The following is a 21538-nucleotide window of genomic DNA, read 5'->3' as shown; positions in this document are numbered from 1 at the left end:
ATGACTGACCTTTTTGCTCCTAAGCCGACTGACAATTTAATGCCCTATGACGGCGAAGTAAATGATTTAGGAGTTATCATCGATGACTCTACAAACCTTTATCAAGCTTTGCTATGTCAGCTTCCTTGGCAGCCTGATATCGTCACCTTATTTGGCAAAACTCATGTGACCAAACGTCAAATCGTATGGATGGGTGCTGATGACCTTAGCTATTATTACTCGGGTCATTCACGCCAAGCCATTCCATGGTCAGATACTGTGTTTCACGTGAAACAGGTTGTCGAGCAAAAACTCTCAAATATCGGTATTACTGCTGATTTTAATTCCTGTTTATTGAATTATTATCCTTCAGGAAGCGAAGGCATGGGCTATCATGCCGATGATGAAAAGGAATTAGGCGAACAGCCGATTATCGCCTCTTTATCTCTGGGTGCTACCCGTAAATTTGTCTTTAAGCATAAAAAAACTCAAGATAAAGTCGAGCTTTATCTTGAGTCAGGTCAACTTATCGTCATGCATGGCGTGACCCAAAGTTTTTGGAAACACACCATCACCAAGACCGCTAAAGTCAACCAAGGCCGAATCAGCCTTACCTTTCGGCAGATGCTAACTGTCTAATCCCATTTACCTTAGCTAACTTTTAAAACTATCTTGCCAAACGTGCTGCCTTTTTGCAGTTCGGTATGGGCAGCAGCGGCTTCGGCTAAAGGAAAGGTTTGCTGGATATGCAATTTAAGTTTGCCATCAGCGACTTTCCGTAAAACCTCTGCCATAGATTGACCACTACGCTCAACCCTAAAGCCTTCTACTTTAAGATCCTTATTAGCGCCCGCCTCTTTGAGCTTATCCACCCAAATTGAGGGTAGCACCAATACACGACCATTTGACTTTAACAGGCTAAGCGCACGTACACCGGCATCGTCGCCGACCAAATCCAGTAGCACATCCGCTTGCAAATCAGGGAATTCTTCATCTTTAGTATAATCAATCCAACCTGATAACTTACTTTTATCTATAAATTTGTCTAGCTTATCGTACTTATCAGGCGAGCAAATAACGCTGACTTTGATATCGTCTATGGCTACTTTTTCCATCAGCAATTGAATCACCAATTGACCAACACCGCCTGCTGGAGCGTTCATAACTACGTGATCGCCTTTTTCAATAGCTGCAAAATCTACAAACTGGAGTGCCGTTTGACCCACACAAGGAAGGGCACCTGCTTGTTCTAACGTGAGATTTTCGGGTACTTTTGCTAATAGCTTGGCATCGACCGCCACATACTCAGCATAACTGCCACCATCAAAGCTAAGCGCTGCCACTTGGTCATCAGTTTTAAACTTATTACTATTACTTTTGACCACCGTGCCTGCCACATCAAAGCCTAAAATAGCGGGTTTATTTTGATCAAAGTTGTTTTTCTGGATCAAATCAGCGCCCCAGCCTTTTCCTTGGCGGGTTTTATATTCGACAGGATTGATGCCAGCATAAGCTACTTTTACCAATACTTGATCCTGATCAAGCGTTGGCATTTCGACCTCGCCTTCATAACTCATAACCTCCGGCCCGCCGAATTCACGGATGACTACAGCGTGCTGAGTGGTTGGTAGTTGTTCATTAGTATTATTAGTCATGGTTTGATCTCCTTATACTTTTTTACTTACTACTTCTATGGATTTTTTATAGTTCTGCTTTATAGAATTATCTTGCAGCCTATCCAGTAGCTGCATTATTATATTTTTGCGCACCTTTCCTTCACTTTAGATATTAAGCCAAAGCCAGCTTCGCACTGAGAGGCAGATGATCTGAGAGTGTTGACCAGGGCTTGCCGTTATGCACCCAAGCGTCTTCGACCACTAAATTACGCACATAAATTCGATCTAAGCTCAATACCGGCAGTTTAGCTGGAAAAGTGGGTAACAGCTTACCGTGACAGTGTTTAAAAGCTTCTATCATATCTAAATTGTCTGCTAGTTTGTCACAAGACATCTTTTTCCAATCATTAAAATCACCCGCGAGTATTAGTGGCTGATCAGGTGTAATTTCATTCTCTACATAATCAGTAATCGCCTGATACTGTTTAATACGATCGCGTTCAAACAGATTTAAATGTGCACATAGAATCACCACCGGCACATCCCAGCCAATGGGCTGCACTTCACAATGTAAAACCCCCCGCTGCTCCAGCCTATTCACGGTGATATTTACATTGTGCTTGGGATCTAGTGGAAAACGACTCAAAACAGCATTACCATGATGACCATTCTCATATTCTGAATTTTTGCCATAACTGTCTTGGAGCTGCAAATATTCTCCAAACCACTCATGCTGCGATTGGTCGGGATACTCGTTATATTGCACATTGCGCCTTAGGTGTTGCCCTTGCACTTCTTGTAGACACAACACATCCGAGCCAACAGTTTCAAGCGCTTCTGCAATACCTTGCATCTTTACTCGGCGATTCATAGGCGACATGCCCTTATGAATGTTATAGCTGGTTAAAACAAAAGAGGTGGTATTAGTCATAAATTTAGTAATTCACTGAGGGTTAGAAAGAGTCAATATAAAAGCTATCTAAACACATGATAGTCGCTATTGATAGCCAGTATCGTAATGATCTTGATGTATGATTGGCAACTATAATAGGGTTTGGCTGATAAAAAAAGCATTGGCTCATGACGAACCAATGCTCTTATTGTCTACTCATGTGTCACTGTGGTTATGCTAATAATTAATAGCGAGTAACTAGAGCAATTGGTTGATCTTCACTCATAATCTCTTGTGGCATAAAGACAACTTCACCACCATTGTGCATGACATGCTCAATGATCTCGCCAATCGCATCATCGGTTACACCGTCAGCGGCTGGATCATCAGCAAAAGCCAACGTTTGCGCTTTTTCATCGATCTTAGCAGGCTGCATATAACCACGGCGAACATAGAGTGTTTCACCGGCACCTTGGAAAGCAGCACGATATACTTCTTGCAAGTCAGTACGTAACATATCTGTACCACGTGCTTTTTCGATTTCACTAAGTGCAGACTCATGTAGTGAAGTACGATAACCTTCTACCGCTTCTTGCACCCCATCAATGATATGCTGGGCACTACCATCTTCTAAATAAGTTAAGTTTGAAACGGTAGCTATGATATTGTCTGGACGGTCACAAACGGCTTGGTAATAACTGATATTACGAGCATCACCAACGACAACCAGCGGCAATCTATGCTCACCCCACAACTCTTGAACGCTTTTATCTACTTGGTTAAAGAATTCATTTAAGTAACTGTCCTCTTTATTGGCTGAGCGGTCAGAACCTGCATCACCGGTAGTATATAAGCTATTATTTTCAATAGGAAAAGCGATATTTTCCATATTATTCTGCGCATCATCGTGCTGATCATACTCTTTAATAACGCGATCATTAGAAGCTTCAATCAGGCGAGCCATATCGCGAGTTAGCACTACGGTATAGTAGTGGACAGCACTTGCCATATCACGTACCAAGTCACGAGTAGCAAAACGATCTGAAATGACTACGCGCTCAGTAGTATCAATTGGCATACGCACGACTTTTACATCATCAGTACTAGCAAAAATAGCCAATGTATCCAGATTATAGTTATGATCTAAATCTTTAGTTTTTTCATGGATACTTTCTAAAATAGTAGTAGCGGTACGCTTATCATACTCGTTGGTTATACGCTCTTCAGCTACTTTTAATTGGTTTTTTAAAGCGATTGGATCTTGATCGTTGGCAGGATGCTCACGATGAGTTTTAACAAAGATACTTACCGCTGGATTAGCTTTGGTCTCACGTAAACTCTTAAGCGTTGCTTTCATATAATTCTCCTTAATTTGTTTTACTCTAACTGACTTTTAATATAATACAAAAATAATATAATAAAAAAAGCCTTTATTAATCGCCATGCTTATTAAGACCTGCATGACTGTTCTTATTATTATTATAATAACAGTTATACTCCAAAAGCTGTATGGTTGCTTTGCAAGCAAATGATAGCGCTTTGTAAGCGTAGCAAAAGAAGATAGTGAGTGGGATTTTTGATTCTATCTATAATAATAACCCGCTGCTGATAGTCTACAGAATATAATTACTAATCTCTATTATTGAGTATTACTAACGGAACTTGGCTTGTATTTGTATCAAAGCAGACCCATCTTTTATAGAACTTGCAGCAAATTCGTTAAGCTTGAGTTTTTCATTGTGCCTAACCTTGTGCTTAACATTGAGACTTTGTCTGCCTTTATTCTTGGACAATAATTTAATACATAATAATTTGCCATTCACGACTATGGATATCTTTATGACTACTCTTGAATCAAATCTACATCTGGTTGATTTTGCAGCTGCAAATCCTAGTGACTTACAAACTCAAGTGCTTACGGCTATCGAGCAAGCCAGCACCTTTTTAGATAAAATGTCTTCATCTACAGATACTAATGATGGCTCTATAGATGCTGAGCAAGCGCTGGCAGATATAATGGCATTTGATCATATTAATTTAGCGCTTGATCGCAGTTGGGGCATTATTTCACACCTCAATAGTGTAATGAACAATGATGATATTCGCCATGTTCATCACGAGCTATTGCCTACATTGTCTGCCTATAGCACTCGTGTCGGTCAACATCAGCCGCTCTTTAGTCGTTATCAAGCGATTGTGAATAATGAGGACTTTTTTGCTCAGCTTGAGCCTGCACGAGCGCGAGCGATTGAGCTGGCTATACAGAGCTTTGAGCTCTCTGGCGTCGCCTTGCCAAAATCTGAACAAGATAAGTTTGCTGCTATTCAGAGTCAACTATCGACCTTGTCAGCGACTTTTTCAGACAATATATTGGATGCCACTCAAGCTTTTAACTTACCTCTAAAGCCAGAACAGTTGGCTGGTTTGACTGAAAGTGGCTTAGCATTACTAGCAGACGCCGGTGAGCAATATAAAGAGTGTCAGCTTAAAGACGCTAAGCTTACCCAAGACCAGGTTGATGCCTTGCCTACGCCTTATTACGTCGCAACCTTAAATATTCCAGTCTATCTAGCCGTGATGACTTACGCTGATAATCGTGAGCTACGAGAAACCTTATACCGCGCTTTTGTCACTCGAGCATCAGAGTTTGATGCTCATACCAATAGTAAAGGTGAGCCGTTGAACAACGCTGAAATCATGAGCGCTATCTTAGAGCTGCGTGAACAAAAAGCCCAGCTATTAGGTTTTGAGAATTATGCTGAGGTATCGTTATCTACCAAGATGGCGGACAGTGTCTCGGAGGTTGAAAGCTTTTTACGTAATCTGGCTGAACAAGCTACGCCAACAGCGAAAGAAGACTTAGCGCAGCTGCAACAATGCGCAAAAGACTATGATATAGCTGAGCTGCAACCTTGGGATAATGCTTATCTTGCTGAAAAAATAAAACAAAGCAAATTCAGCTTATCACAAGAAGAAATCCGTCCTTATTTTCCATTGCCAAAAGTTATCGATGGGCTATTTGCCATTGTTGAGCGTTTATACGATATCAAGGTCAAAGAGCAAAAGACTTCTAGTAAAGAGGCTAATGATAATTCAGTTTCAAGCTGGCATGACGACGTACGCTTTTATCAATTATTTGATAGCGATGACAGTCTAATCGGTGGTTTTTACTTTGACTTATTTGCGCGCAGTGGTAAACGCGGCGGCGCTTGGATGAGCGGCTTTCAGGCACGCTATCGCCATGATACAGAAGGCTATGAGCAGTTACCCGTCTGCTTTATGGTGGGCAACTTCACCCCAGCCTTAGACGGTAAACCCAGCTTACTCACTCATAACGAAGTATTAACCTTGTTTCATGAGTTTGGGCACGGTCTGCATCATCTGCTAACCCAAGTGAGCGTTGGTGACGTCGCTGGCGTTAATGGCGTTGAATGGGACGCCGTTGAGCTGCCCAGCCAATTTATGGAAAACTGGGCGTGGGATGCTGAAGGCATTGCGCTTATAAGTAGCCATGTCGAAACCGGTGAGCCTTTACCTAAAGACAAGCTTGATGCTTTACTTGCCGCCAAAAACTTCCAAAGCGGTATGCAGACTTTACGTCAAATCGAGTTTGCTTTATTTGATCTGCTTATTCATGCGCATACCCCAGCGCTTGACTATCAGGGCATCCTAGCTACTTTGGATGAAGTCCGCCAAGATGTCGCCCTGATGCCAACGCCCGACTATAATCGCTTTGCTAATGGCTTTAGTCATATCTTTGCCGGCGGTTATGCTGCAGGATATTATTCATATAAATGGGCGGAGTTATTATCCGCCGATGCCTTTAGTAAATTTGAGGAAGAAGGTATCTTTAACCCAGTAACAGGTAAAGCGTTTCGAGAGACTATCTTATCAGTTGGTGGTAGCCTGCCTGCTAAGACTAACTTTGAGAGATTCCGTGGTCGCAGTGCCAGCATCGATGCACTACTACGTCATAGCGGCTTTGACAACGCTGCAGACCATAGGGCCGCTAATGATCAAAACACACAAGAGGTTGGCTAATGCGTTATCAATCTGAGCGACCAAAAAGACGGTTCCTTGCGGGGGTAAGCTGTCCTAAATGTCAGGCTATAGATGCTGTAGTACAAGTCAATATTGTGAAGCCTGAGCCTGATGAATATATCGAATGTACTCAGTGCGGACATTATGAGCATCGCCCCGATCCTGACGCTATTAGTGCAAAAAATCATCTCGAGGATCAATTAGCTCGTGATGCCATGACTACCGGTACTAGTGGCACGGTCAAGTTTAAGCATTAAAAGCAACCAATCTTAGCTTGAAATAATCTTTAATTTTATTAATCAAAAGCCTATCTTTAAGATAGGCTTTTGTTTTTGGGTTTGCTATAGTAGAAAGACTTTATTCTAATATAAACTGACCCTGCATGAAAAATACTAAAGCCAACCCTAGCTCTGATATGACCAGAGCCTCGAATCCCGTCCCTAACAGCAATAAAGGGCAAAAAACTTTGATTCTATTAGTACTATTATTAGTTTTAATCATTATCAGTTATTGGATTTGGCTGCGTCCATTATCCCAAACTCCTCCTTCTTCTCCGTCAATAACGACTCAGACAACTTCTACACAAACAGCGCCTACACCAGCAGACCAAACACAAAGGGCTGACGAAATTAGCCCTAATATCGCTAGCATAGGTGATAACGCTCTCGACCCTACTGCAATCATCAACTCCCCTTTACCCCTAACAGATAGCTTGGCGAAAGAAGAAATTGATCGTCTAAAAGATGAGTCGCTGCGTTTAAGCGAACAAGAGATGTTGGTCACTGAGCGAATACAGATGAATAAACAATTAACTGAGATGAAGGCAGAACAAATTCAACTGCTTGAACAACAGGTTGCTCAATTAGAAGCAGCGCACTTGGCTCAATAGAATAATAGATGAAACTAGTTTTATCTTAAATAACATTTGAGAAAATCTAATTACTACAATGTTTTATTCTGTAGAGCTTACAGGGTAGATTTATATCTATCCATTGCTTAAAAGAATGCCTTGGCCTAGTATGAATTATAAGTAATATTTCAAACTAATATTTTATTCAAAACTATACAAGGACTATAAATCATGTCAAATAATAACTCGAACAATAGTAATGTCAAAGATGATAAAAAATCTGCCGATAATAAAGCTTTGACGGGCGTAGAAGTAGTAAAAGACGATACCGTAGTTTATGAAGACGGCGACTTTGAAGACTATAACGCTGAAAATGATTATGAAGTTGATACAGACGATGATTCTGCTAAGTCGGATAAGACAGCTAAAGATGATAAGTCCGGGGATAACGATAAAAATAATGACAAAGATAAATCATCTGAAAAAAGTGACCAGGCCGATGAAAAGGATAAAGCCAGTAAGTCGGATAAAAAAGACCAGTCTGGTAAAAAAGATAAGTCCGAGCAAGATGATAAAAGCGGTATAACTATGGCGGGTATCTATCAATGGGCATCAAAATTAAAAGATGAGTTTACCTCTGAGGCCGTCGATATCACTCATGGAGTTACTGAAAAAGCGGCTGCGGCAGTGTTGAATAAGTTAAAAGATGGTGTAGACCTAGAGCTTACCGCTTTTGATAAGAGTGTTGAAACTGCCAAAAAGCTCATAAAAAATGCCGAAGAAGAACGTAAAAAGATTGAAAGCAGAAAAGAGAAGTATCAAGGTATGATAGATAAGCTAGATCAGGAATAAATGCGCTGATCAGTGATTTTAGAGCTTTATTAATCCAATGTTAAACGTTTAAAGTAAGCGTTTAACATTGGATTTTTTATGGTGGGTTCTATTTTGAAAAAACTGACCAACCTGTTTTCTCTACTAGTATCTCTAATGCCTTCGATCCTAGTTTAGAGTTTCCTACAGGATTAAGGCCTGGTGACCAAACCGCAATCGAGCCTTTACCGGGTGCTATGGTCAAAATACCGCCACCAACACCGCTCTTACCTGGTAAGCCCACGCGATAAGCAAATTCACCTGAGCCATCGTAGTGACCGCACATCATCATCAAGGAATTGATCCGCCGAGACTGCTGCGGATTAATGACATCTATCCCTGTGGGTTGGTTAACACCATTAGAAACTAAAAACAAACCGGCACGGGCTAATTGCTCGCAACTCATCGCAATCGAGCATTGATGAAAGTAAGTATTGAGTATTTTATCCACATCATGCTTTAGATGGCCAAAGGACTTCATAAAATGAGCTAGTGCGGCGTTGCGATCTTCGTGGTCAATCTCAGACTTTGCCACTTTATAGTCAAAACCAATTGAATCATCATCCGCGACAAAGTGAACAAACTGTAAAATCTCATCTAATATTTCTGTGGGCTCACGGCCCATCGTTATAGCATCTACCACCGCAATTGCGCCTGCATTAATAAAAGGATTACGTGGCCGACCTGACTCATATTCCAGTATGGTAATAGAGTTAAAGGGATCACCAGAAGGCTCACGACCCACATGATTCCATAGCGCACTTCCTAATTTGCTAAGACCAAGCGTCAAAGTAAATACCTTAGAGATACTTTGGATGGAAAACAGTGTGCCGGCGTGGTAACCCTCCCAAACTTAAGACACCTAATAAATAGAATTAAGCTGCCTGATTGAGTTTCTGTATCGGTGTAAAACCGCCATTGCCCATGTTTGGGCGCTTATGATTATAATGGTATAACCAGTTTTCTGCTTGTGCGCGTACCTGCTCTAGATTATCAAACAGCTCCTGATTTAACCAATCATATCTCATGGTTCTGTTAAAGCGCTCTACATACGCATTTTGCTGTGGATTGCCAGGTTCAATATAGCTTAAGATGATGCCTTGCTGCTCAGCCCAGTCTTTGAGCGCATTGCTGATGTATTCAGGGCCGTTATCGCATCTTATCTGCACAGGTTTGCCTCGGTACTCAATAAGCTGATTAAGACTGCGTATGACCCTCCCGGCCGGTAGCGAGAAGTCAACTTCAACGGTGAGTGCCTCACGGTTGTAATCATCAATGACATTGAACAGTCTAAAGCCGCGGCCATCAGTTAAGCTGTCGTGCATAAAGTCCATGCTCCAGCTTTGGTTAATCCTATCAGGTACTGCTAATGGTATTGGTTTAGCACGTTTAATGCGACGCTTAGGCTTGATTCTAAGGTTGAGTTCAAGCTCGCAGTAGATGCGATATACCCGCTTATGGTTGTACGGCAGTCCTAGCACATTACGCAAGGTTAAAAAGCACAAGCCAAAGCCCCAGTTCTTGTTCTCATCAGTCAGTTTGATAAGTAAGTCCGCTATTTGCTGGTTCTCATCTGTTACCACCGACTTGTGATAATAACAGGTGACGCTGATGTTAAAGATACGGCAAGCACGGCGTATGCTAATGCTACGATCTTCAATGTAGTGACAAACCAACGCTTTGCGCCCTTGGGGCGCTACCACTTTTTTGACATAGCATCCTGTAGGATGTCGGATTTAAGACATTCATCAGCGTACATCTTCTTTAAGCGGGCATTTTCAACTTCAAGCTCTTTAAGACGGCTGATAAGTGTGGCGTCCATACCACCATATTTAGATCGCCAGTTGTAGAAGGTGCTTTGGCTGATGTTATGCTCACGGCATAGCTCGGTAATAGGGACGCCTTGTTCGGCTTGTTTTAGGATGTTGACGATTTGGTTGTCGCTAAAGCGTGTCTTTTTCATAGGATTCTCCTGCTGGTGTATTTTAGCAGTTAATCTCTATTTGTAAGTGTTCTTATTTATTGGGGGGATTACCGCGTCACCTGCTGAATACAGTTGCCCATCAGGTGTTGCAATAGCAATGCCAAACTGGTATGGATCGACATGGGCCAATTGCGGGATATAATCTGCTACTCTTCCACGCTCGGTCTCAATAGACATCTGGGCGGCAATATCATCTACAATCTGTTGCATCATAATGGGGTAACCGTATTTTTACTGCATTATATAGTGATAGAGATTTTAACTGAATAACAGATGATAAATTAGAGAGAATTATATTTTGATTGGTCAGTCTTGAGCTTTTGACATCATAAAGAAGCTCTTTTGACATCATCCTGATGTATAGATTGAGGATGTGTTTCTAGGTTTTGACCATCTCTCCAAAATGCGCACTGTATTTCCTATATAATGTAAAGCATCTCGTTTACGATAACTCCTTCAATTTATGCTTTTTTCTTAGGTAAAACGGTGCTTTATGTTTAACGCTTCCACAACTCGTTTAAATAAATACATTAGCGAAAGCGGTATGTGTTCTCGCAGGGACGCTGACCGCTTTATCGAACAAGGTAATGTATTCATCAATGACAAGCGTGCCTCGGTGGGTCAGCAAGTAGTCGCTGGAGATAGAGTAAAAGTTAACGGACAACTTATTGAGCCGCGAGAGCCTGATGACTTTGTATTTATTGTATTGAATAAACCAGTGGGCATTGTGAGCACCACCGAGAGCTCCGAGAAAAACAATATCGTTGATTTTGTTCGGCATAGTGTGCGTATTTTCCCGATTGGCCGTTTGGATAAAGACTCTCAAGGTTTAATCTTTTTGACCAGCAATGGCGATCTGGTCAATAAAGTATTGCGGGCGGGCAATAACCATGAAAAAGAGTATTTGGTAACAGTCAATAAGCCGATAACCGATAGTTTTATGGAGGGTTTAGCGGGCGGCGTGCCTATTTTGGGAAGGATGACCAAAAAATGCCCGGTGACAAAGGTAGCGCCTACCGTGTTTAACATCACCCTAGTGCAAGGGCTGAACCGTCAAATCCGCCGTATGTGTGAGTATTTTGGCTATGAAGTGGTAAAGCTTGAGCGTACGCGGATTATGAATGTCAATCTTAAAGGTATTCCCGTTGGAGATTGGCGAGATTTAACCCCAAAAGAGTTGTCCGTTTTACTTAAATCTATAGAGGGCTCTTCTTCACAAGACAGCACTCCTGCCAAGAAATCTCGTAATGCGCCACGGAAGAAATCTAGTAATAATACTTCGTCAAAAACAAAAACGTCTTCAAAATCAGCGGGTGCAGCAAAGGGAAGTAATAAACGCTCCAAAGATAATGCTAGAAACCCAGCGAGTTCTAAAGGCAAAAATCGGCGTCCTTTTGGTGATAGCAACAAGTCTGGAGGCAAAGGTAAACCTGCTGCAAATGGCAAGCGCCCTTCAAAAGGTCGAGGTGCCAAGCGCTCCTCAAAATCATAGATTGACGTGTAGTAGGTTTAAGCAAACCTACTTTCTATTCCAAAATCTAAGTTATATATGTTTCTGTGCCATTCTTATAGCTAACCTCAATAAATCGTCAGATGCCATCTCTTCTAATGATTTATCTATATCATTTTTTCTTATGGCCTGTTTCACCGTGTCCTGTTCAGTAGGCAAATTGAGCTTATTAGAGTTATCGATATACTCTTGCATCAATTCACGGATGACTAGTGATTTTGTATATCCGTTGTTTTCAACGGCTTGCTTGAATTCGTTTGCTAATTTTGCGTCGCAACGGATATGAATAGACGCCTGCTTAGATTTACTCATAGGTACTTAAACTCCTCTGTATAAAAACTAAAGGTTTTGTCATTAATCTTTATCTTATAACTATACCTATCTAATGTAGCATTTGTAATCCATTTTGCCACACATATTTCATTGTCATAAACCATTAATTAAATAGCAGACAATAAAAAAACCGCCCTGACCGAAATCAGAGCGGTTTTTCATATCAAGCCAAATGATTTATTCAGCAGTTGAACCTTGCTCAATACCTTTCATAGTCAATTTGATACGACCACGATTATCAACGTCTTGAACAAATACATTAACCGTCTGACCTTCTTTTAGATAATCAGATACATTCTCGACGCGCTCTTCTGCGATTTGGGAGATATGTACTAAACCGTCAGTATTTGGTAGGACGTTTACAAAGGCACCAAAGTCAACGATACGAGCAACCGTACCTTCGTAGGTTTTACCCACTTCAACTTCAGCAGTCAAAGCTTCGATCTTGCTGATAGCAGATTTAGTCGCTGCTTTATTTTCACCAAAGATACGAATCGTACCGTTATCATCAATATCGATAACCGCACCCGTCTCTTCAGTCAATTGACGGATCATAGCGCCGCCTTTACCGATAACGTCACGGATTTTATCAGAGTTAATTTCGATAACCGCGTAATTTGGCGCATGAGCATTAATTTCAGTGCGGCTCTCAGGTAATACTTTGTTCATCGCATCCAAAATGTGAATACGACCGGCATGGGCTTGCTTCAGTGCTTGCTCCATGATGTCAGGCGTAATACCTTCGATTTTGATATCCATCTGCAAGGCAGTAATACCGTCTTTAGAGCCCGCTACTTTAAAGTCCATATCGCCTAGATGATCTTCATCACCCAAGATATCTGATAAAACCGCAAAGCGCTCGCCTTCTTTTACCAGACCCATAGCAATACCAGCTACCGGTGCTTTCATTGGTACGCCTGCATCCATCAATGCCAAGCTGGCACCACAAACAGAGGCCATCGAAGATGAACCGTTTGACTCAGTAATCTCTGATACCACACGAATGACATACGGGAAGCGTTCGCTATCTGGCAGCATAGCTTCTACACCGCGGCGTGCTAAGCGGCCATGACCGATTTCACGACGCTTTGGAATACCTTCGCGGCCAGTCTCACCCACTGAGAAGTGCGGGAAGTTATAATGCAGCATGAAATGGTCACGAATCGTACCCGCTAGCGAGTCGATCATATTGACATCACGGCTGTTGCCTAGCGTAGTGGTTACCAAGGCTTGAGTTTCACCGCGAGTAAATAGCGCTGAACCATGGGTATAAGGGAGTACGCCCACTTGGATATCTAGCGCACGCACGGTCTCAAGGTCACGACCATCGATACGCGGCTTACCAGATAAGATATTGTCGCGTACGGTACGATATTTCAGATCATTATAAATATCTTTGAGCTCAGAAACTTTAGCGTCATAACCTTCTGCTTCGTTATCACCTGCGAGAGCTTCGATAGCGGCGTCTTTAATTTCGTCAAGCTTAGCGTAACGTTCTTGCTTGTCGGTGATAGTATAAGCATCTGCAACCTGAGAGCCGAACTGCTCTTTCATGCTACTCTCTAGGGTTTCATCATGCTTTGGCGCTTCAAACTGCTGCTTGGCGGTGCCCACTTCTTCGGCTAATGAGATAATATTATCAATCACGATTTGCTGCTGCTCATGACCATATAGTACCGCGCCTAACATCTGATCTTCTGATAGCTCTTTGGCTTCTGACTCAACCATCAATACTGCAGACTTAGTCCCTGCCACTACCAAATCAAGATCACTGCTTTCTAACTGCTCAAGCGTTGGGTTTAGCACATATTCGCCGTCGATAAAACCAACACGCGCACCAGCAACAGGACCGTTAAATGGTGCATCAGAGATAGCCAATGCCGCTGAAGCACCGATCATAGCGGCGATATCAGCATGACGAGTTTTGTCAGATGAGACTACTGTCGCTGTGACTTGAATCTCGTTAACATAGCCTTCAGGAAATAGTGGACGGATGGGACGGTCAATAAGACGCGAAGTTAAAGTTTCAAACTCACTAGCACGGCCTTCACGTTTGCCATAAGCGCCTGGAATCTTACCAGAAGCGTACATTTTTTCTTGATAGTTTACGGTCAATGGAAAAAAGTTTTGGCCTTCTTTGGCTTCAGATTTGACTACGGCTGCGACTAGTACCGAAACGCCGCCCATGTGTACCATAATAGAATTAGCTTGACGGGCAATACGGCCGGTCTCTAAGACGACTTGCTGGTCGCCATACTGAAATTCGCGCTTAATAGTGTTGAACATTGTCATATAGTTTCCCTAATGTTAAATGACGAAAATAATATCAGCTCTATGGAGCCTGATATCGGTCGTTAAAATTTCTGTGGTGTATCTGACTAAACCTACTAGTATTGCATGACAGCATTTTAGTCTCTTGCTCAGTTATCACTGTTACTACTCTTGTCTTTATAAAACTCTAAATTCTTTGGTAATCATTAATAATTACGTTTGTATATAAATGATAGAAGCCTATGGCTCTAGCTCCGTTATTTAGTGCCAGCCTTGATTATAAGGCTGTCTCAGCCAATACTTCCAATTATTAGGCGGCTTATCATAAAGCGCTATAAAAAATTGCCGTGCACCATTTTACAGGGATTTATAGCTATTGACCAATTAATTGCAAAGCTTAAAAGAACGCCTACTTTTTAAAATGGACAGTGCCACTTGTAAGGCTTTATAACTCGCTGTTGACAGACATTTATAGATTATTCGAGACCCATAAAAAAACGGCGTGAAGCTATTCCACACCGTTTTCATCATTCTTATATTCATAATAAGCCGTAAGCCTTTATACTTCGAGCCCATTATATAGCTCTATAATACATTTTTACTCAGCAGCTTTTAATAACCTAAAATTAACGACGTAGGCCTAATTGGGTGATCAAAGTTGAATAACGACCAAGATCCTTACCTTTTAGGTAATCAAGTAGTTTACGACGCTGGTTAACCATACGAATAAGACCACGACGGCTATGATGATCCGCTTTATGTAGTTTAAAATGGTCTTGCAGATCGTTAATACGGGCGCTTAGTAACGCAACCTGTACTTCAGGTGAGCCTGTGTCATTTTCGCCGCGTTGATATTGGGCGATGATATTTTGACGATCGATGTTAGTTAGCATAATTTTCTCCAGCAATGCTAGCAGCTCTAAAACTATTAAAAGAATAAGAGCTTAAAATATAAAAGATAGCTTACTCGACATTCAGGACAACCCTGCATTACTAGAGTTGACCTATTGAAGAATAAACGCGATTGGTGGCCGCAAGTATAACAAAAAACTGCCGAACTAGCAGCAGTTTTTTGCGCTAATTCAGGCAGTTTTATTACAGAACTATTTAAACGACAAGTCTAGAAAATAGTCTTTTAAGTTCGAAGAATAAGATTAGATAATACTTTATTTGTTATCTTTAGCGTCCTTTTGTGTAGCATTACCACCAAGAGCACCATCTTCTAAGGGTACTGTCGTTGCTTCTGCTAAGCTATCTGGAGTGACGTCTTCACTAGGATTGATATCTTCCGCTAGCTTATTTATCTTTTTTTCTTGCTTATCCATATCTTTTTCTGATTTATTCATAGTTTCCTTCCTATATTTTTATACTGAAAAACTCTGAAGCTTATTACTTATCTTTCTTAGCTTCTTCTAAATTATCAGCAATACGATCCGCCGCTGCTTCCGTATCATTTTCATAATTGTTTTCAGTTTGATTCTTCAAAGAAGAAACTTCTGATTCAGATTTCTGTTGCTCAAGCTTAGTATCATTTGGATTAGGCTGTGTCATGGTAATTTCCTTGTTATTATAAAATGTTAGGGGTGATAATTGTACTTATTTATAACTTTATAGCTTATAGCGTCATTGTTCAGAATCTAAGTATATTCTAAACCTCTTTAGCATCTAATAAGTTTATGCTGATAGTGCTTTATCGATAGCATTAACGAAATTCTCGATGTCATCAGGATTACGTGAGGTAATTAAATGACCATCAGTTTGCACGGTCTCATCGACAAAAGTCGCACCAGCATTTTCAAGATCGGTTTGCAAGGTATGATAAGCAGTAAGAGTTTTGCCTTTTGCTATTTCAGTATCAGCCAATATCCAAGGGGCATGACAAATTAGCGCCAAGGGCTTACCAGCTTTATCTACAGCATTGATAAGTTTATGAGCTTGTTCGTTACCACGTATATTGTCTGCATTAACAGTACCACCTGGCAACACTAGAGCATCATAATCGGCAATATCAACGTCTTTTGCAAATAAGTCTGCCGTGAAGGTGTCCCCTTTATTGACGTCTTGATTCATACCTTGAACTTCTTTGTTCTTATTAGTAGTTATCAGGACTGTTTTATAACCTTTATCTTTGAGAAGGTTATTGACCTCTTCATATTCTACTTGTTCAAAATAATTGTGTAATAAAAAAGCGATAGTCTTCATAGTATTACCTCTTTAATTGTTATATATTATTAGCTAAATGAATTTATCCTTCAATTTACTTTTTAACTTAAAAACAAAGTCATATTTTATTATTAATATATCGGCTTAACCTTGCCATTTATAATTATTGTTTTTAACTTTATTAGTTTTAATTATTAATGTTGTTATTATTATGTCCGTTACTTTATAAATAGTTATTTTATTATTAATACTGGCTATTTCATTTTAATAATTAGTGTGATTGTTGATAGCAGTTGATTAATAGTGCTTTCCCTAGCTGACTTAATCAGTGTACAAAAAAAGCAGGTTTCACCATAGGCGAAACCTGCAATTAAATGTGACGATATGTGATTAATGTAAGAGGCTAGTAAGTCTTATTAGCGTTATCCAATCGCTTGAGCGGTTAAGTCTAGTTTTCATCAGTTTTATTACCCTATTAGCTATGCTGACGTAATCCTATAATCAATAGTCTATAAGTGTACTAGCTTTTTGGGTTGTAAGCGCCCGTTGAGGCTTATTGCCCCAAGACCAATAAACGCTCCGCACTCATCTACTAAACGAATATCAACGGTTCTTTCATACTCAGGTCTATTTGAATCAGTGTTTTCTTTACGGCTATCAAGCAGATTATTAGTATCAACCGAGCTATCATCCTCAGCGGCTTTACTTTTTGCATCCTCTACTATTAAAGTTTGCACCATATAATCTTTCAAGGGTTCAGTAATCTGCTCAAAAACATTCAAGCGTTGACCTTGACGTACTCGAATACCCTGTTCAGCCGACAACACCAACTCAGCTTCTATATCGATACAAGCATCTACCGGCATCAACTGAGCAAGCCTCTGCTCATGCTCTAAAGATTCTAATTGCTCTAAAGTGAGCGCATTATCGACTATAAAATCACCCACTTTTATACGGCGCAAAGATATCAAATGACCCAGTGTCCCTAGTGCCTTAGCAATATCTTCTGCCAAAACCCGGACATAAGTCCCTTTGGTACAAGTGACGGTCAATTGTAGTTGTTGAGCATTTATCAAAGTCAGCTCAAGAAATTTGATGTTAATAAACCTAGGCTCACGCTCAATCTCTATGCCCGCTCGCGCATACTCATAGAGCTTTTTACCCTCCTTTTTTAGAGCAGAGTACATCGGCGGAATTTGCTGCTGAGCCCCTAAAAACTGCTTTGTAACTTCATCTAAAAGGGTTTTATTGAGACTAGGTATTGCAGTTTGGTCAATAACTTGTCCATCCGCATCGCCAGTATCGGTCTGCTGTCCTAGTAGAATGGTCGTCTGATAGGACTTGTCGGCATCCAGCTGATAGTGACTAAACTTGGTAGCTTCACCCAAACATATCGGCAATAGACCAGTAGCCATAGGATCTAGCGTCCCGGTGTGCCCTGCCTTTTTGCTATCGTGTAGGGGCGACTTGAATAGATATTTTACCTTCGATACCACCTGCTGTGAGGTCATACCCATAGGTTTATCAATCAATATGACCCCTGAGACTCTAGTTTTATCTGCTTTATTACGAGATGATTTAGACGCTATGGACATAATAATTACTTACTCTTCAGCTTAGATCGCACCTTCATTATTGTCATTCTCATCATCGTCATTTTGCTCAGTTTTGGTCACAGCTTGATTGATAAGATCCATCATATAATTACCGCGAGCCGTGACTTCATCGTAATGAAAGCGTAGACGCGGAGTGGTACGAGTATTCAATATATGACTGAGCTGAGTACGCAAAAATCCAGCCGCTTTATTGAGGACGCCAATACTTTGTTCATGGCTAGACTTTGTCATCGCATCATTGAGCTCAGGCTCCATAATGGTGACATAGATATCGGCATAGCCCAAGTCCGAGCTCACCTTGACACTTGAGATAGTCACAAAACCGGTTAGGCGTGGATCATTAACTTCATCTCTAATGAGAACAGCAAGCTCGCGCTGAATCTGATCTCCTAGACGTTGTAGACGCTGGTTCATATTATTATCCTATAATTAAAATGAGTTACGAGCCATAATTAATGACCCAAATATACAATAAAAAAGGCCTAGCAGGGTAAACCTGTTAGGCCTAATTTTGATTTAATACCATCTAAGGTTATTGAACAGTAATTGTTGTTCATGAATTACTGCTCATTTGATTAGGCTAAAGGCTTATTGATAGTTATCTATCTAAAGCCTTTTATTTAGATAGTACGTTCGAACTCTTGGATTTCAAAGACTTCGATTTTGTCGCCCACTTCAACATCATAACCACGGACTGCTAAACCACACTCCATGCCGGTACGTACTTCGTTGACGTCTTCTTTATAACGACGTAGCGACTGTAGTTGACCGGTAAAGATAACTTGATCATCACGTAAGACCCGGATAGGTTTGTTACGATAGATAGTTCCTTCAACCACCATACAACCAGCAGCAGCACCGAACTTACTAGAACGGAAGACTTCACGAACATCTGCAACACCTAAGATTTTCTCACGATGCTCTGGAGCTAGCATACCGCTCATCGCCGCTTTAACATCATCAATTAGACCATAAATGACACTATAGTAACGAATGTCCATATTGGCGGCATCCGCTTTGCGGCGCGCTGTGCTATCAGCACGAACGTTGAAACCTAGTAGTACTGCTTCGCTAGACTCTGCCAAAGTAACATCAGACTCAGAGATAGGACCCACGCCTGAGCTAATCACTCTGACTTTAACTTCGTCAGTCGATAATTCATTCAATGCTGATAATAGCGCTTCTAATGAACCACGAACGTCAGTTTTCAGGACAATATTCAAGAATGACACATCGCCTTGTTCCATTTGCTCGAACATGCTCTCTAAGCGCATTTTATTTTGACGCTCAAGCTGTTGCTCACGCTCACGGTTGGTTCTAAAGTCTGCTACTTCGCGAGCTTTTTTCTCATCAGTAACGACTAAGAATGTACTACCCGCCGCTGGAGTCTCAGGTAAACCTAAGATCTCAACCGGAATAGAAGGACCTGCGGATTTAACTCGCTGACCCGTTTCATCAGTCATCGCACGAACTTTACCATAGTGCTCACCCGCTAATACTAAATCGCCTTGTTTCAAGGTACCTTTTTTGACCAGTAAGCTCACTACAGGACCACGGCCCTTTTCAAGCTTCGATTCAATAACCACACCTTGAGCAGCACCATCTAACGGTGCTTCTAGCTCCATGAGCTCAGCTTGTAAGCTAATAAGCTCTAACAGATCATCGATACCTTCGCCGGTCTTGGCTGAAATACGAGCCATTGGCGTATCGCCGCCCCACTCTTCAGAGACCACTTCTTTAGCAGTCAATTCGTTTAAGACGCGATCTGGATCTGCACTAGGCTTATCCATTTTATTGATAGCAACGATAAGTGGCGTACCCGCAGCACGAGCATGATCTATCGCTTCTTCAGTTTGCGGCATCATGCCATCATCGGCTGCAACCACCAAAATTACAATATCTGTCGCTTGAGCACCACGTGAACGCATAGCACTAAAGGCAGCGTGACCTGGGGTATCAAGGAAAGTAATGACTCCACGATCGGTTTTTACATGGTAAGCACCGATATGCTGAGTAATACCACCAGCTTCGCCAGTGGCTACTTTTGTTTCGCGGATCTTATCAAGCAATGAGGTCTTACCATGATCAACGTGACCCATGATAGTAACTACTGGTGGACGTGCTTGAACGTTACTACTACGCTCATCAACCGCTTCATGAAGATCATCTTCGACCTTGGTATCGCTAATAGGTACGGGATTATGACCCATCTCTTCAACGACTAAACTGGCAGTTGCTTGATCAATAGTGTCTGATTCACGAGCCATTTCACCCATTTTCATCAATAGTTTGGTCACTTCGCGAGCTTTAACCGCCATACGCTGAGCCAAATCTGATACGGTTATTTGCTCGCTGATCTCCACATCATAAACAATCTTTTCGACTGGTTTTTCAAACTTATGCTGTGACGACTGAGTTGAGCGTAAACCATTCTTGCGGTTTTTAATCTCACGCTCATCTTGATTTTTGCGGCGACGGCCACGTGCGCCCGTGCTACCAGAACCACGCTTAATCTCACGGCGCTCTTTTTCAAACGATTCTTCTAAAGCGTCACCTACTAAGCCTTCGGCTAAAGGTTCATCTTTACGGACTTCAGCAACTGGTTCACGGTCAGTATATTTACCAGCCATTTTACGCATTTGCTCAAGCGTACGTTTCTGCGCTTCTTCTGCTTGCTGACGACGAGTTTCAGCTTCGATTTCACGTAAACGATTTTCTTCTTCTTCACGTGCCACGCGTGCTTTACGTTCAGCTGCCGTTTCAGTTTTCGGTTTGGTCGCTTCTACTTTTTTCTTCTCTTGAGGCTTAACTTCTGTGGTAGTTTTGTTTTTACCACCTTTTTTGACTACCACTGAGGCTGCGACGTCTTCGTTTTTGCCATCAGAACTTTTCTTAGAGCCGAGACTTGCACGCATAGCCGCTAAAGTCGCCGCTTGGCGCTCTTCAGCTTCTTTCTTAGCCGCTTGGCGCTCTTCAGCTTCTTTTGCAGCACGAGCTTGTGCTTCAATCATCGCTTGTTCACGCTCTGCTAATTCTTTAGCCATTTTCTCTGGATCTGGCTTATCGAAAACTTTCTTTTTGCGTACTTCAACGTTAACACTCTTAGACTTTCCTGAAGAGCCGGTCACGCGAGCAGTACTAGTCGTCTTAGATTTTAGGCTAATACGGCGCTTTTCTTGCTGGCCATGAGTTTGTTTTAAATACGCCACTAACTTCTCTTGCTCAAGTTCGGTGACTAAGTCATCCTCCCCGCGAGCAGGCAGTCCAGCATCCTGCAGTTGCTGAGTTACAGCACTTGCGGTTTTGCCTACCATTTCTGCCAGTTCTTTGACGGTCTTATCTGCCATTGATTATCACCTACTGTCTATTATTTGCTATATGTTCAATTCAATTGTTGGCTACAAATGATTGCG

The 21538-nt window shown here is 41.5% G+C and carries 21 protein-coding genes; 6 read left to right on the top strand and 15 right to left on the bottom strand.

The window, feature by feature from the left end; genetic code table 11:
* Window positions 1–618: an alpha-ketoglutarate-dependent dioxygenase AlkB family protein gene (locus JMX18_RS10430; RefSeq protein ID WP_201587542.1), complete on the top strand. Its 618-nt coding sequence runs from the start codon at window positions 1–3 to the stop codon at window positions 616–618.
* Window positions 619–629: 11 nt separating this feature from the next.
* Here JMX18_RS10430 and JMX18_RS10425 read toward each other — a convergent pair whose 3' ends face one another.
* The 3 genes from JMX18_RS10425 to JMX18_RS10415 form a co-directional block, all read right to left on the bottom strand.
* Window positions 630–1634, bottom strand: a complete 1005-nt coding sequence (locus JMX18_RS10425) for an NADP-dependent oxidoreductase (protein WP_201587541.1) — start codon at window positions 1632–1634, stop codon at window positions 630–632.
* A gap of 133 nt (window positions 1635–1767) precedes the next feature.
* Complete coding sequence (locus tag JMX18_RS10420; protein ID WP_201587539.1) at window positions 1768–2526, bottom strand: endonuclease/exonuclease/phosphatase family protein; 759 nt, start codon at window positions 2524–2526, stop codon at window positions 1768–1770.
* Window positions 2527–2731: 205 nt separating this feature from the next.
* Window positions 2732–3844, bottom strand: coding sequence for an AOC03_06830 family ribosome hibernation factor (locus JMX18_RS10415; protein ID WP_201587537.1), 1113 nt, complete (start codon window positions 3842–3844; stop codon window positions 2732–2734).
* Between the two features lie 482 nt (window positions 3845–4326).
* Here JMX18_RS10415 and JMX18_RS10410 point away from each other — a divergent pair, with 482 nt between their 5' ends.
* The 4 genes from JMX18_RS10410 (at window position 4327) to JMX18_RS10395 (ending at window position 8230) form a co-directional block, all read left to right on the top strand.
* Window positions 4327–6528 carry a M3 family metallopeptidase gene (locus JMX18_RS10410; RefSeq protein ID WP_201587535.1) on the top strand — a complete coding sequence of 734 codons (2202 nt, stop codon included), beginning with the start codon at window positions 4327–4329 and terminating at the stop codon, window positions 6526–6528.
* Window positions 6528–6785 carry a YheV family putative metal-binding protein gene (locus JMX18_RS10405; RefSeq protein WP_201587533.1) on the top strand — a complete coding sequence of 86 codons (258 nt, stop codon included), beginning with the start codon at window positions 6528–6530 and terminating at the stop codon, window positions 6783–6785. Before JMX18_RS10410 ends, JMX18_RS10405 begins: the two co-directional genes overlap by 1 nt.
* Before the next feature lie 125 nt (window positions 6786–6910).
* Window positions 6911–7417, top strand: coding sequence for a hypothetical protein (locus tag JMX18_RS10400; protein WP_201587531.1), 507 nt, complete (start codon window positions 6911–6913; stop codon window positions 7415–7417).
* Between the two features lie 192 nt (window positions 7418–7609).
* On the top strand, window positions 7610–8230 hold the full coding sequence (locus JMX18_RS10395; protein ID WP_201587530.1) for a hypothetical protein: 621 nt from the start codon (window positions 7610–7612) through the stop codon (window positions 8228–8230).
* An 88-nt stretch (window positions 8231–8318) separates the two neighbouring features.
* On the opposite strand, the gene JMX18_RS10390 is transcribed toward JMX18_RS10395, so the two are convergent.
* From JMX18_RS10390 to JMX18_RS10380, 3 genes are all read right to left on the bottom strand, one after another.
* Window positions 8319–9074, bottom strand: a complete 756-nt coding sequence (locus JMX18_RS10390; RefSeq protein ID WP_201588323.1) for a glutaminase — start codon at window positions 9072–9074, stop codon at window positions 8319–8321.
* Window positions 9075–9123: 49 nt separating this feature from the next.
* Window positions 9124–10211, bottom strand: a protein-coding gene (locus tag JMX18_RS10385; RefSeq protein WP_201583165.1) for an IS3 family transposase whose coding sequence is annotated in 2 segments (ribosomal slippage) — window positions 9124–9959 and window positions 9959–10211 — 1089 coding nt in all. Because the reading frame shifts where the segments join, the coding sequence is not laid out codon by codon here.
* Between the two features lie 36 nt (window positions 10212–10247).
* Window positions 10248–10445, bottom strand: coding sequence for a glutaminase (locus tag JMX18_RS10380; RefSeq protein ID WP_265088827.1), 198 nt, complete (start codon window positions 10443–10445; stop codon window positions 10248–10250).
* A gap of 280 nt (window positions 10446–10725) precedes the next feature.
* Here JMX18_RS10380 and rluF point away from each other — a divergent pair, with 280 nt between their 5' ends.
* Window positions 10726–11724: a 23S rRNA pseudouridine(2604) synthase RluF gene (gene rluF / locus JMX18_RS10375; RefSeq protein ID WP_201587529.1), complete on the top strand. Its 999-nt coding sequence runs from the start codon at window positions 10726–10728 to the stop codon at window positions 11722–11724.
* Between the two features lie 51 nt (window positions 11725–11775).
* Here rluF and JMX18_RS10370 read toward each other — a convergent pair whose 3' ends face one another.
* The 9 genes from JMX18_RS10370 to infB form a co-directional block, all read right to left on the bottom strand.
* Window positions 11776–12054 (bottom strand): type II toxin-antitoxin system RelB/DinJ family antitoxin, encoded by a 279-nt coding sequence (locus JMX18_RS10370; RefSeq protein WP_201587528.1) that lies wholly within the window; start codon window positions 12052–12054, stop codon window positions 11776–11778.
* Between the two features lie 198 nt (window positions 12055–12252).
* On the bottom strand, window positions 12253–14367 hold the full coding sequence (gene pnp / locus JMX18_RS10365; protein WP_201587527.1) for a polyribonucleotide nucleotidyltransferase: 2115 nt from the start codon (window positions 14365–14367) through the stop codon (window positions 12253–12255).
* Between the two features lie 605 nt (window positions 14368–14972).
* Window positions 14973–15242 (bottom strand): 30S ribosomal protein S15, encoded by a 270-nt coding sequence (rpsO, locus tag JMX18_RS10360; RefSeq protein WP_455237866.1) that lies wholly within the window; start codon window positions 15240–15242, stop codon window positions 14973–14975.
* A 270-nt stretch (window positions 15243–15512) separates the two neighbouring features.
* Window positions 15513–15692 (bottom strand): hypothetical protein, encoded by a 180-nt coding sequence (locus JMX18_RS10355; protein ID WP_201587525.1) that lies wholly within the window; start codon window positions 15690–15692, stop codon window positions 15513–15515.
* Window positions 15693–15735: 43 nt separating this feature from the next.
* On the bottom strand, window positions 15736–15897 hold the full coding sequence (locus JMX18_RS10350; RefSeq protein WP_201587524.1) for a hypothetical protein: 162 nt from the start codon (window positions 15895–15897) through the stop codon (window positions 15736–15738).
* A gap of 123 nt (window positions 15898–16020) precedes the next feature.
* Complete coding sequence (locus JMX18_RS10345; protein ID WP_201587522.1) at window positions 16021–16548, bottom strand: type 1 glutamine amidotransferase domain-containing protein; 528 nt, start codon at window positions 16546–16548, stop codon at window positions 16021–16023.
* 470 nt (window positions 16549–17018) lie between these two features.
* Window positions 17019–18104: a tRNA pseudouridine(55) synthase TruB gene (gene truB / locus JMX18_RS10340; protein ID WP_201587521.1), complete on the bottom strand. Its 1086-nt coding sequence runs from the start codon at window positions 18102–18104 to the stop codon at window positions 17019–17021.
* A gap of 21 nt (window positions 18105–18125) precedes the next feature.
* Window positions 18126–18539, bottom strand: a complete 414-nt coding sequence (locus tag JMX18_RS10335) for a ribosome-binding factor A (RefSeq protein ID WP_201587520.1) — start codon at window positions 18537–18539, stop codon at window positions 18126–18128.
* A gap of 206 nt (window positions 18540–18745) precedes the next feature.
* The gene (infB, locus tag JMX18_RS10330; protein ID WP_201587519.1) at window positions 18746–21472 is read right to left on the bottom strand and encodes a translation initiation factor IF-2; all 2727 of its coding nucleotides are present in this window, start codon (window positions 21470–21472) and stop codon (window positions 18746–18748) included.
* Window positions 21473–21538 lie beyond the last annotated feature (66 nt).

It is taken from the genome of Psychrobacter jeotgali (genome assembly GCF_904846315.1).
Lineage (GTDB): Bacteria > Pseudomonadota > Gammaproteobacteria > Pseudomonadales > Moraxellaceae > Psychrobacter > Psychrobacter jeotgali.
The sequence above is the reverse complement of the archived record's forward strand: the minus strand, read 5'-3'. Positions and strand labels throughout refer to the sequence as shown.

Coding starts and splice junctions, on each gene's coding strand:
- JMX18_RS10395 (WP_201587530.1), top strand. CDS start 7,610: ATGTCAAATAATAACTCGAACAATAGTAATGTCAAAGATGATAAAAAA.
- JMX18_RS10405 (WP_201587533.1), top strand. CDS start 6,528: ATGCGTTATCAATCTGAGCGACCAAAAAGACGGTTCCTTGCGGGGGTA.
- JMX18_RS10355 (WP_201587525.1), bottom strand. CDS start 15,692: ATGAATAAATCAGAAAAAGATATGGATAAGCAAGAAAAAAAGATAAAT.
- JMX18_RS10400 (WP_201587531.1), top strand. CDS start 6,911: ATGAAAAATACTAAAGCCAACCCTAGCTCTGATATGACCAGAGCCTCG.
- truB (WP_201587521.1), bottom strand. CDS start 18,104: ATGTCCATAGCGTCTAAATCATCTCGTAATAAAGCAGATAAAACTAGA.
- JMX18_RS10425 (WP_201587541.1), bottom strand. CDS start 1,634: ATGACTAATAATACTAATGAACAACTACCAACCACTCAGCACGCTGTA.
- rluF (WP_201587529.1), top strand. CDS start 10,726: ATGTTTAACGCTTCCACAACTCGTTTAAATAAATACATTAGCGAAAGC.
- JMX18_RS10410 (WP_201587535.1), top strand. CDS start 4,327: ATGACTACTCTTGAATCAAATCTACATCTGGTTGATTTTGCAGCTGCA.
- JMX18_RS10380 (WP_265088827.1), bottom strand. CDS start 10,445: ATGATGCAACAGATTGTAGATGATATTGCCGCCCAGATGTCTATTGAG.
- JMX18_RS10335 (WP_201587520.1), bottom strand. CDS start 18,539: ATGAACCAGCGTCTACAACGTCTAGGAGATCAGATTCAGCGCGAGCTT.
- JMX18_RS10370 (WP_201587528.1), bottom strand. CDS start 12,054: ATGAGTAAATCTAAGCAGGCGTCTATTCATATCCGTTGCGACGCAAAA.
- JMX18_RS10430 (WP_201587542.1), top strand. CDS start 1: ATGACTGACCTTTTTGCTCCTAAGCCGACTGACAATTTAATGCCCTAT.
- JMX18_RS10350 (WP_201587524.1), bottom strand. CDS start 15,897: ATGACACAGCCTAATCCAAATGATACTAAGCTTGAGCAACAGAAATCT.
- JMX18_RS10345 (WP_201587522.1), bottom strand. CDS start 16,548: ATGAAGACTATCGCTTTTTTATTACACAATTATTTTGAACAAGTAGAA.
- infB (WP_201587519.1), bottom strand. CDS start 21,472: ATGGCAGATAAGACCGTCAAAGAACTGGCAGAAATGGTAGGCAAAACC.
- JMX18_RS10420 (WP_201587539.1), bottom strand. CDS start 2,526: ATGACTAATACCACCTCTTTTGTTTTAACCAGCTATAACATTCATAAG.
- pnp (WP_201587527.1), bottom strand. CDS start 14,367: ATGACAATGTTCAACACTATTAAGCGCGAATTTCAGTATGGCGACCAG.
- JMX18_RS10415 (WP_201587537.1), bottom strand. CDS start 3,844: ATGAAAGCAACGCTTAAGAGTTTACGTGAGACCAAAGCTAATCCAGCG.